The organism is Sulfurimonas sp. NWX79 (genome assembly GCF_039667035.1).
Lineage (GTDB): Bacteria > Campylobacterota > Campylobacteria > Campylobacterales > Sulfurimonadaceae > Sulfurimonas > Sulfurimonas indica.
This window is the reverse complement of the sequence record NZ_JALCZL010000004.1, coordinates 83,077-97,291: the sequence shown is the minus strand read 5'-3', so window position 1 is coordinate 97,291 and position 14,215 is coordinate 83,077. Positions and strand designations below refer to the sequence as shown.

General features: G+C 37.2%; 11 protein-coding genes. 4 read left to right on the top strand and 7 right to left on the bottom strand.

Going from position 1 to position 14,215, the window contains the following annotated elements; translation table 11 throughout:
- Positions 1-8: 8 nt before the first annotated feature.
- The 7 genes from lptD to nadB form a co-directional block, all read right to left on the bottom strand.
- A complete protein-coding gene (lptD, locus tag MNY27_RS03170; RefSeq protein WP_246153808.1) occupies positions 9-2,222 on the bottom strand; it encodes an LPS assembly protein LptD in 2,214 nt (737 codons plus the stop codon).
- Positions 2,185-2,634 (bottom strand): RDD family protein, encoded by a 450-nt coding sequence (locus MNY27_RS03165; protein WP_152183400.1) that lies wholly within the window; start codon positions 2,632-2,634, stop codon positions 2,185-2,187. The genes lptD and MNY27_RS03165 overlap by 38 nt, the downstream gene beginning before the upstream one ends.
- Positions 2,635-2,643: 9 nt before the next feature.
- Positions 2,644-3,909, bottom strand: coding sequence for a phosphoribosylamine--glycine ligase (purD, locus tag MNY27_RS03160; RefSeq protein WP_152183399.1), 1,266 nt, complete (start codon positions 3,907-3,909; stop codon positions 2,644-2,646).
- Between the two features lie 309 nt (positions 3,910-4,218).
- Entirely contained in the window at positions 4,219-4,869 is a 651-nt protein-coding gene (locus MNY27_RS03155) for a uroporphyrinogen-III synthase (RefSeq protein WP_152183398.1), read from the bottom strand.
- 142 nt (positions 4,870-5,011) lie between these two features.
- A complete protein-coding gene (guaA, locus tag MNY27_RS03150; RefSeq protein ID WP_152183397.1) occupies positions 5,012-6,562 on the bottom strand; it encodes a glutamine-hydrolyzing GMP synthase in 1,551 nt (516 codons plus the stop codon).
- 231 nt (positions 6,563-6,793) lie between these two features.
- Complete coding sequence (nhaD, locus tag MNY27_RS03145) at positions 6,794-8,146, bottom strand: sodium:proton antiporter NhaD (protein WP_188109428.1); 1,353 nt, start codon at positions 8,144-8,146, stop codon at positions 6,794-6,796.
- Positions 8,146-9,594 carry an L-aspartate oxidase gene (gene nadB / locus MNY27_RS03140; RefSeq protein WP_152183395.1) on the bottom strand — a complete coding sequence of 483 codons (1,449 nt, stop codon included), beginning with the start codon at positions 9,592-9,594 and terminating at the stop codon, positions 8,146-8,148. Before nadB ends, nhaD begins: the two co-directional genes overlap by 1 nt.
- 158 nt (positions 9,595-9,752) lie before the next feature.
- Here nadB and MNY27_RS03135 point away from each other — a divergent pair, with 158 nt between their 5' ends.
- From MNY27_RS03135 to MNY27_RS03120, 4 genes are all read left to right on the top strand, one after another.
- The gene (locus tag MNY27_RS03135) at positions 9,753-10,199 is read left to right on the top strand and encodes a hypothetical protein (protein WP_152183393.1); all 447 of its coding nucleotides are present in this window, start codon (positions 9,753-9,755) and stop codon (positions 10,197-10,199) included.
- A complete protein-coding gene (uvrC, locus tag MNY27_RS03130; protein WP_152183392.1) occupies positions 10,189-11,991 on the top strand; it encodes an excinuclease ABC subunit UvrC in 1,803 nt (600 codons plus the stop codon). The genes MNY27_RS03135 and uvrC overlap by 11 nt, the downstream gene beginning before the upstream one ends.
- A 61-nt stretch (positions 11,992-12,052) precedes the next feature.
- A complete protein-coding gene (locus MNY27_RS03125; RefSeq protein WP_152183391.1) occupies positions 12,053-12,466 on the top strand; it encodes a PAS domain-containing protein in 414 nt (137 codons plus the stop codon).
- 12 nt (positions 12,467-12,478) lie between these two features.
- Positions 12,479-14,212, top strand: coding sequence for an Hpt domain-containing protein (locus tag MNY27_RS03120; RefSeq protein WP_346391874.1), 1,734 nt, complete (start codon positions 12,479-12,481; stop codon positions 14,210-14,212).
- The last annotated feature ends 3 nt before the right edge of the window (positions 14,213-14,215 follow it).

The window sequence follows — 14,215 nt, the reverse complement described above, 5'->3', positions numbered from 1 at the left end:
TCTCTTTCCTAGTTTGTCTGCTTGTTTGGCAGTTTATATGTAATAAATGAGCTGTTTTTACTTGGCTGCATCAATGGTTTTAAGACAATTGTTATATAGATATATTTGTCATATATCGACGACTCTCCACTCTGTGTCAAAATCGGTCTGTTATTCTCACTATATTTTATACCAAAGTCCCAACATCTTTTCTTATACATAAACCCTATTGACATACTTTTTTTCTCTCGGGATTCCAAATCATAATTATACAGCGCTGAAAAAGAGTAGTGTCTATTGTATTCATACTCTGCACTCGAAGTCAGATAACTTGTATATCTCAAAGGGTCACTGCTTGTCTGAGGATTAATAAAACTGTCTTTATAAAGATGCGAAAGATGCAGTGCTACTCCATAATTTGTAAAAGAGACCTTATTAAAGACTTTTGAAAATCTGTTTTGATCATAATTGTAAAACATATTGTTATAAAAGGAGAGATAGGAAGTGATTTTATAATCGAGTTCATTCTCGAGTTCTCCGTAACGATTTGCATTCGAAGAGTACGATATACGCTGTGCCAATCTATGATAAAGCACTTCTTTTGCTTGTTTGTCATACACATACTGTGTAAATTCCAGTTGTGCTGCATTATCTATATCTGTAATATTATAAAACTCACATCGTGCATCATAATCCGGGTCTGTCGTATTTGCGATATCTGAACAATATTTTGAGTTATCTTCATAAAAGCCACTCTCTTGACTCCATGCTGAACGGTTATAAGTCACACCTAAACCAATAATATGACTGAAATTTTCATACGGTTTTGTCAGTTGTGAAGCGACACTGATTGTATGATAGTTTCGTGTATAGTATCCATCCCTGTAATCAAAGGTCGTTCGTGAATCATTCCCGCTAAAAGCAGAGTGTTGCATATAAAGATTTGCAGTGTATGAAGCGGTAAGATACTCATCAAAAAAAGAAGACTGCAAGGTTACAGGAAGATTGATATCCGTTTGAACTACTTTATTGTTTGTCTGCCTGCGGATATTATTACTTTTTATATCAAGCGAGTACAAAAGATGGTCTTTTAGCAGTGTATCCAAATAGTAGTGATACTGAACAACCGGAAGTTTTTGCAAAGTGTTTTCATTATTATCGAGTGTTAAATCTTGATAATATTTCAAATATGTACCAAAATAGTTCTGTCGAGTGTTGTAAAAAATATTAACACGTGAGAGAACCTGCGTTGCCGTTGCTGTATCAGTTGTATCTCCCTTTTCCAAGTTGATATAGTCAACATCATTCATATGATTGATATCTATATAAAGCCCGGACTGTCCGGAAAAATCATAACCGCTCCAAAGATTTAAAAAGTCTCTGTTGTCATACTTGACATTAAATCCATAGTGTGAGTTATTTTGGAGGTTGTTTTTTAAAAAATAATCCTCTTTTTCTTTAAAGTATCCCATCTTAATTTCACCATGAGAAACTTTAGAGTCTACAAAACGAAACTTTGTATAGATACCTGCTCCACGTGAGGTTCTAATCTGTGGTAAAAATTCTAAATCCCACCAGTTCTGCTCAGCGATATATATTGGTTGTTGGTAGTAAAAACCTTCATCATTAGAGAGTCCAATAGCAGGTTTTAAAAGACCTGTTCGTCTTGTAGTGTCCAGTGAATATCCAAAATAGGGAGTATAAAGAACTGGAATATCATAGATATAGAGACGCATATTGTAAAGATTTATCCACATCGACTCTGTATCATAATCAGATGATGAAAACTCCATCGTCCAAAGCGGGTCTATTGGGTTACATCCGCTCACAACACCTGATGCTATATCTATCTCTTCTTCGGTTGCTTTACCCTCATCGCCACTCATCCAGACATCTGATTTGTTGTCAATCATATAAAAAGGTCGAAAAAGACGCTCTTTTTTGGCAATATTTAATTTGGCATATTTCCCAAGGATTTTGTATTTACCTGCATGATTGGCACGTATATTGTCAAAGAGTTCCAAGTCACCCGTTTTTTTATCATATGTTGCTCTGTCTGCTGTAATAATATAATCTTTGTATATAACAGAGACTCCACCGGCAACATTGATGATTTCATTATGTGAACTGAGTTTTGAAGCATAAATCTCTACCTTATCTCCAGCAGACAGACATGCGATCAAAAGTGAGAGAATAAAAAAGAGTCTAAACATTGACAACCAAAGTTTTTGCAGTTTTATCATGCCAGGTCTGGTGAGCAGGGTCCATCATTCCCCATAAAAACCCCAGATAGAAAAGCATCTCACTAATAACACGAAAGATGGCACGGTTAAGTGAGCATAAAAAAGAGGGATTTTGCAGAGTTGTTATCTCAATGACTCGAATCTTCATAGCGATTTTACCAAGTGTAGCACCATACTGCATAACAAAAAATGTCTGATATACTATCTTCATTATCAGATACTCAAACATGAAGTTATTTGTAAGCATGATCATCTCTTCTACCGTTTTGGCATTGGAAAATGAGTCCGACATTGCAATGATTAGAAGAAAAGAGAGCAGCATCTCATCAATAAAAAAGGCCATCGCTCTTTTTTTAATATCAGCTAGTACCAAACCCTCACGATGCAGTACATTCTCTATCTCTTCATTCAAACAATTCTCCTAGAGTGCCTGATAGGCTATATCACTACGGAATTTTTTACCGGCAAAATGTACCTGTCCACAACGTAGATATGCTCTGTCACGTGCCTCTTTGATACTATCCCCAAGACCAACGCATACGAGAACACGTCCACCTGTTGCATAAAGTTTACCATCTTCACGGCTCACCCCTGCAAAAGAGATATGCGTATATTTTGCGATCTCTTCATGGTGTACATCATCTAAAATAATCTCTGCTGGAGTTGATGAACTATACGGATAGTTCTCACTCGCCATAACCACACCTACAGCATACTGGTCAGAAAATTCTACTTTTATCTCACCCAAACGGTTTGTTGCTGCTTTATAGAACATATCTGCAACAGAAGATGTCATAAGTGGCATTAAAATCTCACATTCAGGATCCCCAAAACGAACATTGAACTCCAAAGTAATCGGTTCACCATTAACAACCATGATTCCGATAAAAAGGACACCCTCAAATGGTGCACCCTCTTTTTGCATACCATCTAAAGTTGGTCGGATAATTCTATCTTTAACCTTTTGATAAAGTTCTTCATCAACTAAAGGTGTCGGAGCATATGCACCCATACCACCTGTATTTGGTCCTGTATCACCATCACCTACACGTTTATGGTCTTGTGCAGCCGGAAGTAAAATATAGTCTTTTCCGTCACATACGGCAAACATAGAGAGCTCATAGCCATCTAAAAACTCTTCAACGATTACTTTTTTTCCAGCATCTCCAAAACTTTTACCGCTAAGCATCTCACTGATTGCTTTTTTTGCCTCATCATGGCTTTGTGCGATAATAACACCTTTACCACCACAAAGGCCATCTGCTTTTACAACGATTGGCGCCTCTAGAGTATTTGTAAATTTAAAAAGTTCCTCTATCGAGTCACTCTCAATATAGCGAGCAGTTGGGATATCATACTTTGCCAAGAAGTTTTTCATATAGACTTTTGAACCTTCTAATTGTGCTGCTTCTTTACTTGGTCCAAAAATAGTCAGACCATTTGCTTTGAAGATATCAACAACACCGTCAACAAGTGGTGCTTCAGGTCCTACAATTGTCAGCTCAATTGCATTCTCTTTTGCGAATGCAGCCAGATCATTGTAGTCTTTAATGTCTAAATTTGTTCCCAGCTCATCTGTAGCACCATTACCAGGTTGAAAAAAGAGCTCATGCCCTGCATTTTCATTTGCAATAGCAAGACCTATTGAGTATTCACGTCCACCACTGCCAAGTATTAAAATCTTCATTAATTCTCCATATAAATAAAAAAAGTTTACTTAAAGTACTTTCATACTCTAAGTAAACTCTTTAAAGTTGTCTCATATATAATCCGAGTAGCCGTCACACTATTGGCTTGGTTCTAAAAGCCGAATTTGGGTGAAGAGAGAACTAGCTGACGGCGACAGTCTCATTGGCAGAGTTAACATACCTCAAGCGAGATCATCGGCACACGCTAGCTCTACTTGTTCACGATATGAATATGTAGAACCCTCATATACGTGCTGACACGAACTACTCAGACTATATGAAATATTATACTAAAAATTTGCTTGAAATTATTTTAGAAATTGCTCTTTTGCTATTGTTATGCAGCTTTCTATACTTGTTTTATCAGATAAAACGTAATTTACTCCTATAGGAAGTGCTTTTGCAGTTGTTTTCCCAATAACAATGATACTTTGTCCTTCTTCAAAAGTATGATTTTTCAAATAACAATTTACACTTGATGGAGAAGTAAAGATGAGTATTGCATCATCTTTAACTTGCACTTCATTTATAGCTTGTGAACAGTCACTTTCATAGACTATGCTCTCATCTATTTTATAGCCTTCATCTTTACATATCTGAACAAAATCAGATGCTACAATTTTGGCTCTTAGATAGAGCCATTTTTTCTCTTTTGGATAAGATTTTATTTTACCCTCAAGATTATCTCCATAACCTCCTCCAATATCCAAAACTTTGCCACCTAAAGCCTCATAAGACTTGGCACTCTGCACAGAAACACACAGAGCAGACAGATGCAGATACTCCTCTTTTTTATATTGCATAAGCGCTTTACTAGCCTGTTTAGAGGTAATAATCAAAGCATCATATTTTGAGAAATTAATGTTAGGTTTAAAAAAGGTAATGTCTAGCGAGTTAATGCTGATAGCATCAGGATGTGAAGAGATAGAAAAAAGATACAGAGGTCTAGGTGTTATCATAAAGACTCCTCATTAAAAAACAAAAAAAGATAAACTGTAAATCATAAAAAGTTTGATGTAATTTGGAATGTTTTTAGGTTGAGGCATAGTAAACTATGCCGATGCCTAAATTATTTCAAAGTGCATTGAAATTTTTCTTGATTTATTCCCACTCAATAGTTGCCGGTGGCTTGCTAGAGATGTCGTAGACAACTCTATTGATTCCATCCACCTCATTGATAATTCTTCTTGAAATTCTCTCAAGTAAATCATGCGGTAAATGTGCAAATGTTGCTGTCATTCCATCCACTGCTTCAACGACACGCACACAAACAGTATTGTCATAAGTACGGTTATCACCCATAACACCAACTGATTTTACATTTAAAAGTACTGCAAATGCTTGCCATGTTTTTGCATAGTACCCGCTTGCTTTAAGCTCATCAAGTAAAATAACATCTGCCTCACGCAGAAGGTCCAAGTCAGTTGGATTCACATCACCCATGATACGAATCGCAAGTCCCGGTCCAGGGAATGGATGACGGTTAATCATAGATTCTGGAAGACCAAGTTCAAGACCTATTTTACGTACTTCATCTTTAAAAAGCTCACGGAGAGGCTCAATGAGCTCGAAATCCATCCAGTCAGGAAGTCCACCAACATTGTGATGTGACTTGATAACTTCAGATGGACCATTTACTGAAATAGACTCAATAACATCCGGATAGAGTGTTCCTTGTGCAAGAAATTTAATACCTTCGTGTTTTTTTGCCTCTTGCTCAAAAACTTCAATAAAAGTATGTCCGATAATCTTACGTTTCTCTTCAGGATTTTCAACACCTGCCAAACGAGAAAGGAAAAGCTCACTTGCATCTGCAACAACCAAAGGTACTTTGAGATTGATTTTAAATACCTGCTCAACCTGCTCACGCTCACCTTTACGTAAAAGTCCGTTATCTACAAAAACAGGAATAAGTTGATCCCCGATCGCTTCATAAAGCATTGCAGCAACTACAGAACTGTCAACGCCACCACTGAGTCCACAAAGCACTTTTCCATCACCAACTTGTTCACGGATTTTAGCGATTTGCTCTTTTAAGAAATGCTCCATTTTCCATTTTTCCGTAACACCACAGATATTTTTTGCGAAGTTACGAAGCATCAAGTAACCCTCTTCAGAGTGTTGAACTTCCGGGTGAAACTGCATTGCATAAACACGTTTTTCATCATTTGCAATTGCTGCATATGGAGAGTTGTCTGAAGTTGCAATAACTTTAAAACCTTCAGGAAGTGTCTCAACTCTGTCAGAGTGACTCATCCAAACGATACGATTGTTATCACACTCTGCAAAAAGAGGAGATACATTATCAGGATATCCGACAATATTAAGCTCTGCTTTTCCATACTCATGATGATCAGATCGAATTACACTACCACCAAAATCAACTGCAATTCTCTGCATACCATAGCATATTCCAAGAACGGGAATACCCATAGAGTAAACACCCTGATCTACTTCATAAGCATCTTCATTATATACAGAAGATGGACCGCCGGAGAGGATAACACCTTTAGGATTTTTTGCTTTGATATCTTCTACTTTTGTATGGTAAGGAAGAATTTCACAGTAAATCTTATCTTCACGCAAACGACGTGCGATAAGTTGTGTATATTGAGAACCGAAATCTAAAACGATGATGCTAACATTTGTCATATAAATGCCTTTTTATAGTTTTTTACATCAAAATGAGCAAAGCCCATCTTTGATGGCAGGGACTTTTCGTCCCTACAACCCCCTAAAGCTACAAAAAACACTGTTTTTTGAGAAATAAAGAAGTTTTAATTTAATAAATTATTTGTGAAAGGATAGCAAAATCAAGATTAAGATTTAATTTGTTTAGAAGATATAAGCTCAGAATTCAACTCTGAGCTTATAGGAGAATAATTAATAAAGTCCCATTAATTCAAATTGAATATACCAAATAGATACAGAAACAATGTAACCTACTAAAATAGTCCAAGCATGTTTCATATGGCTTCCAAAAGTATAGATACCACGAAGACGACCCATAACACCGACACCTGCAGCAGAACCAAAAGAGATAAGACTACCACCGACACCGGCTGTCATAGTAACCAACATCCATTGTGCTAAATCCATATCAGGAGATGACTTTAAGATTGCACTCATTACAGGTACATTATCAACAATAGCTGAAAGAAAACCAACACCAATATTTGCCGCAGTTGAACCTATCATGCCATAGAGATCATGAATATACTCTAAGAAACCTAAGAAATGTAGTGCACCTACAGCTGAAAGAATACCAAAGAAGAAAAGAAGCGTGTCATTTTCTATTTTTTGCATATTGATGTAGATATTGAAAGCATTTTTCCCGCCTTTTTCTAGAGTAACTGAGTAAAGTTTTAACAGTGCCAAACCAAACATCATACCCCACATTGCAGGGAAATGGAAGAATTGATGTCCAAGAACCGCGATTGTAATCGTTCCGATACCAAGATAAACAACACCCATACCACCATCTTGTACTACAGGCTTTGACTCTGTTGCAGCATTAAATGCAGGTTCACCATCAGGAACTGACATAGCAAGTAAGAATGCTGTTACTGCCCAACCTAAAAATGATGCAGGAAAGAGATAGAGGAAGTCTATAAACTCACCCTTACCAGCTGTCCATGCCATTAGTGTTGTAATATCACCAAATGGAGACCAAGCACCACCAGCATTTGCAGCTACGACGATATTGATAGCACCAGGAACCAAGAAAGCCATATTTTTCTTGTCAATCGTAAAAAGCACCGTTGAAAGGATGAGCGCAGTTGTCAAGTTGTCTGCTACAGGAGAGATAAAAAATGCTAAAAATCCTGTTAGCCAGAAAAGTTTTTTATATGTATATCCTTTTGAGACAAGTTTATACTTCATCAAATCAAAAACACCACGTTCAATAAGCGTTTCAATGTATGTCATGGCAACAAGCAAGAAGAAGAAAATCTCTGCAATTTCAAGAATTAGATTTTCTAATTCATCATGAAGATGATCAGGACTCAATCCATTAATTGTAAAATAGATACCTACAAGCATAAACATTAAAGTACCTGCAAATAGTGCAGGCTTAGCTTTGTTCACCTCATATCTCTCTTCTGTTGCTATAAAATAGTACGCTATAACAAATACAGCTAAACTAAGCCATCCAACCCATGTTGTAGCCAGATTTACATCTGTTGTTGCATGTTCTAGTGCCTTAAGGGCACCTTCTACGACTGAACCGTGTTCCATCATTTCTCCTCTTGTATTGTATGAACCCCTATGGATTCACTTCTGTTTAATGCACAGAGCACTATCTCTCTTGCTGTCAATAAACGAAATTTAAGTAGTTTACCAATTTTTTCATTTAAAAGAGCATTAATTGTCTCTAAAGCATCATTTAGTCCACTTTTTGTTCGAATAATTGAGACATTTTCCCACATAATATGACGTAGTTGATTCTTTTTTGCCTTGTCATCTTTAAAGCTCATTACCTCATCACTGACTGCAAACTCCTGAAATTTCTTCTCGTTTTTGTTCTGCATGATATCATCAACTGCTATTTTTGCAAAAACAAGACCTTCTAAGAGTGAGTTTGATGCAAGTCTGTTCGCACCATGGACCCTTGTTGAAGCAACTTCACCGATAGCATAAAGATTTTTCACATTTGGCACTCGTGCATGCAGGTCAGTTTTGATACCTCCTATGGCATAATGAAATGCCGGAGAAATCGGCACTCTGTCTTTTGGTACCGTATAACCAAGCGCACGCAGGTTTTTATAGATATTTGGAAAACGATGTGCAAAATACTCCTCTTCAAAGTTCTCTAAATTCAAGTAAACCTGCAGTCCTGTCTTTTTCTTGTATTTATAAATTGATTTGGAAACGATATCACGAGAAGCAAGCTCTCCTCGTTCATCATACTCAAACAAAAAACGTTTACCATTCTCATCAACTATCGTTGCACCTTCACCTCGCAGCGCTTCAGTCAAAAGCATCTTCTGTGCGCCTGTAGCATTAACAAAGACAGTCGGATGAAACTGCAGCATCTCCATACGGTCCAGTTCAATGCCCTTCATCACACAAAGGCCTTGAATATCGGCACTGATACAAGGTGCGTTTGTATGGTACTCATAAAGTGAACCTACACCGCCACTTGCAATGATGACATCTTTTGCATAGAGATTATAACTCTCTCTGTGGTCCAATACTGTCACACCATAGCACTCCCCATCTTTGATGAGTAGATCAACAACACGTGCATCACTGAGCATTGCGTGAGGATTGTGTTGGAGTAAAAAGTGATGCAGATAGCGTCCAGTCGCATCACCGCCTGCATGCAAAATTCGCTCGCATGAGTGTGCCGCTTCCCTTGTATAGAGCAGATTACCCTCTTCATCTCTATCAAACTCAAAACCGTTTTTTATCAAGTCATCGATAACCTCACGGGAATGTTTGCTTAAAAGCTCAACAGCCTCTCTGTCACACAGACCATCACCAGCTGAGAGTGTATCTTGGATGTGTACAGGAACATCTGCTGCATCTCGTGCCAGAGCTACGCCACCCTGTGCGTAGAAAGTATTACATTTAAAGGTTTGTCGTTTGTTTATCAACAGTACTTTTTTATCACGAGGGAGATTCATTGCAGCATAGAGTCCTGCTACACCGGCACCCACAATAATTACATCATAATGAAACATTATTTGCAGCTCGCATTCGTTTCATTGTTCTCAAAACTTTTCTTTTTATAGTGAAATTCAACATTATTATCACCTTTTGGCACATCCTCTTGATAATATGGTGGCGCTTTATATCCACAAGCACTCAAACTTAATAAAAAGCTTGTTATAATTATCAGATGAAAAATGCTCGTGATATTATTAATTCTATTCAAAATCGACCTCAATTTTCTAAATTATCTCGTTTTAAGTGTATAGACACCATACGCCTCAGTTTTTCGGCACCGCTGCAAAAAATGATTAAGTTTGCTTACATAAAAAACGATACACTTTTCTTTGTGCTGAACCATCCAGGTGCCAAACAAGAGTTTGATAATAATATACAAAGCATTAAAAGTGCTTTAAAGTATGTCCAACCAAAAGAGTGCGAGGGCTTTACAATCAATGATATCAAAGCATTTGTAACACACACTCCCTTACGCAAGAGCACTCAAGAGAAGCAAAACGAACCACAAAGCTATCCTGAGCGTGCAACAGGGACATTTAAAATCACAACAGAGGATGCGCATTTGCGTGAGCTTTTAGAGTCTATTCAAAATATTATAAAAGAGCTCCATGAATCTTAAAGAGAGTATCCAGAAACTCCCAGACTCTGCCGGTATCTATCAGTATTTTGACAAAAACGGAAAACTGCTTTACATAGGAAAAGCAAAAAATCTCAGTAACAGAGTCAAAAGCTACTGGCTTTTCAGCCCTGAACTACGTCCAAATCCAAACCTCTCAGTGCGCATTATAAAAATGTTGGAGCAGACCGTATCTCTGAACTATATTGTCGTAAAAAGCGAACATGACGCTCTTATTTTGGAAAATTCACTCATTAAACAGCTCAGTCCTAAATACAATATCTTATTGCGTGATGATAAGACATACCCTTACATCTATATTGACAACGCTGAAAAATTTCCACGATTTGACATCACACGCAAAATTATCAAAAGTAAAGAGATTAGCTACTATGGTCCCTATAGTGTAGGGGCTAGGGATATTTTAAATTCCGTTTATGAGATAGCAAAACTTGTTCAAAAAAAAGGCTGCCTAAAGTCGAAAAAACTCTGTCTCTATTATCAGATAGACAAATGCCTTGGTCCATGTGAGCTGCCAGTCTCAAAAGAGCGTTATCAAAAAGAGATAGACAAAGCTACACAACTCATCAAAAATAAAAAGCTCCTGATTAAAGAGCTGGAAAAGAAAATGGAGTTTTATGCTGAAGAATTACGCTTTGAAGAGGCTGCAGAACTGCGTGACAGAATTGACAAAATAAGCCGTTCGGAGATAAAGAGTGAGATAGATTTTGCAACAAATGAAGATTATGATATTTTTGCAATTACCCATACTGAGCAAAAGGCCGCACTTGTGAGAATCTTTATGCGTCATGGTAAAATCATCTCCTCTTCACATGATATTATCAACCTGCGTGAGGGCTTTGATGCAAATGAACTCTATTCACGTGCTTTACTTGATTTTTACAAAGATGAAAAGCCACCTATTATAGCTCCTATCTTACTTGCAGATTCTTTTGAAGATATAGAGCTCATTCAAGAGCACCTCAGCCGTATTTTTAAGAAAAAAGCACTGCTTACGGTACCAAAAAGAGGGAAAAAAAAAGATCTCATTACATTGGCACTACTGAATGCACAAGAGCTGCTCAAAAAAGAATCAAAGTCCAAAGATGAGAGAATTTTAAAAGAGATACAGGAGTTGTGTGTTCTAGAAAAAATACCTTACAGGGTTGAGATTTTTGACAATTCACATATGTCAGGTGTTGCTACTGTTGGAGCTATGGTTGTTTATGAAAATAACAAATTTGATAAGCAATCCTACCGTATCTATCACTTAGAAGCAAGAGATGAATATGGCCAGATGAGAGAACTTCTCTCACGTAGAGTAGAGAGTTTTAAAAAGAGTTCTCCACCTGATTTGTGGATACTGGACGGCGGAGCAACTCTGCTCAAGCTCGCCTTAGAGATTTTAGAATCTAACGGTGTTTGGCTTGATGTTATCGCTATTTCAAAAGAGAAAGTTGATGCAAAAGTACATCGTGCAAAAGGCAAGGCAAAAGATATCATCTATACGAAAGAGGATGTTTTTCGACTCAAAGAGAGTGACAAACGTCTGCAATGGGTTCAAAAGCTTCGTGATGAAGCACATCGCACAGCTATTAGCTTTCATAAAAAGACAAAACTCAAGCTCGACCAAGAGAGCAAGCTTTTAAGTTTACACGGAATCTCAACTGCTAAAATCCAAAAACTACTTAATCATTTTGGAACATTTGAAAGTTTAAAAAAGCTTACAGTTGAGGAAATTAGTACTGTTTTGAGTCAAAAAGATGCAAAAATTATCAAAAAATTTTATAACTAAGTTTTTTTTTCACTCCTTTATGATATATTTGTGATAATTTTAGTTATCTCAAAGGTTTTTAATGAATAGAGCTACACCAATTGATGAAGAGTATTTTTTTGATGGTTCTGCCATAATCAGTCAGACAGATCTCAAAGGCATTATAACCTATGCGAACAGAGCATTTAGCGAAGTTTCAGGCTATAGTGTAGAGGAACTCGTAGGAAAACCGCACAATATCTTAAGGCACCCGGATATGCCAAAAATCGTTTTTGAAAAGATGTGGAGTACAATTCAAAGCGGGCAGGCATGGAATGGACTCGTTAAAAATCTACGAAAAGACGGAAGATACTATTGGGTAGATACAGAGATTCTTCCTATCAAAGACAATGATGACAAAATTACTGGTTATATAGCAGCAAGAAAAGCAGCGTCTCGTAAGGACATCCAAGAGAATGAAGAGACATACACAAAAATGCTTGAAACACAAGATTAAGAGGGTACGAATATGCTAATTTATAATTTTCAAAAAGAGTTTTTAGGAATTGATGAGAAAGATTTAAAGACCTTAGGTTTTCATACACTCTCAGAATTACGTGCGGAGGTAACCGACTTTGCCGACCTGTTTGTAAAGACACCTGGATATGTACACAACTTCAAACATGTTCATTGGATAGATTTCGTCAACTATGCCGATGTATCTGAAGAGTCAAAAGTCCTTATCAATGTCAATTCCAAAACCTTTAAAGCTACGCTCTCTGTATCACCGCTCTTTTTAATTGATAATCCGGCTTCACCTGCTTACATTATCCACCTGAACAATCTTCGTCCGCTTTCAAAAAGTGAAAACGACAATCTCTCCAGTGATATACTTGACAGAGAACTGCCAAAAGTAGCACCACAAGAACCTAAAGTTTTCACACCTGCACCTGAAGTTGCAGCAGCAGTACATGACAACTATGATATAGCACCAGAAGCAAACATACCAGAACCTGTACCTGAGCCATATCAAGCAGAAGAACAAATCTCTATCGAAGATGAGGTGGCTCCAATCGAAGTAACACAGAACTTTGATGAACCACTTTCTATGCCTGAACATGAAGAGGAGACTCTTGATGTTGGAGATCTCTCTTTAGATGTCTTTGAAGAAGAGATTGAGGCTCCTGCAACACCTACTCCAGAACCACTTGTTGAACCGGCAGCATCGGATGTTATAGCAAGTACAAAACCTGTTAAGAAAGTAGTAAAGAAAGAACTTGCAGAAGAATGGGATAATGGTTATCAGTATGACCCACACATCGCTTCAAAAGAGTTAGGGCTTCCACTTGATTTGATTGAAGAATTTATTCAAGACTTTATTGCACAGGCAAAAGAGTTTAAACCAGATATTGATAAATCAATCGCAGAAGGGGATGTTAACAATGTTAAGATCCTTTCTCACAAACTAAAAGGTGTTGCTGCGAATCTCCGTATCGAAGATGCTCATGAAGTCTTATCGGCAGTAAGTGCAACAGGAGATATGGCTGTTATTGAAGATAACCTTGATGTCTTCTATAAAATCATTGCAAAACTTGCTGGTGAGCCAATTGAAAAAGTTGTCGTCGTTGAAGAAGAGATAGAAGAGAGTGTTGCACCAGTTTCAGACGATACAGAAATCAATATAGAAAGCAATGAACAAGAAGAGACTATTAGCCTTGATTTCAAAGATGATGATGAAGTTATGACAAACACATCTTCTGAAGAAACAGCTGAACTTTCAAAGAGTGACGAAGAGGAAGATTTTGATATAGCTTTGGATTTTAAAGATGATGAAGATATTGCTATGATCGATATCGAAGATAAAGATGTACCTGAGAAGATCGATATGCCAGAGCTTGCTGATGATGACTTTCTTGTCCTTGGAGGCAATGAAAATACAGAACAAGAGATTCCTCAATTTTCAAAAGCACAAGCAGCTCAGGAGATAGGTATTGATGAAGCAAGCTTTAATGAACTTTTTGATGATTTTGTGAATGAAAGCCATCAAATTTTTCAAAAAATAAACAGTGCTATAAGCAATGATGATTTAGGGACATGCCGTAATGAAGCACTAAAATTTAAAGGTATGAGCGATAATATGCGTCTTCATGAATTCACAAATGAACTGGAAACACTTATTCACTCATCAGACAAAGATGAGATTATTGCAGCAGCCCAAAAAATTGATGCTACAATCAATAAAATATCAGAAATAGGAGCTTAAAAG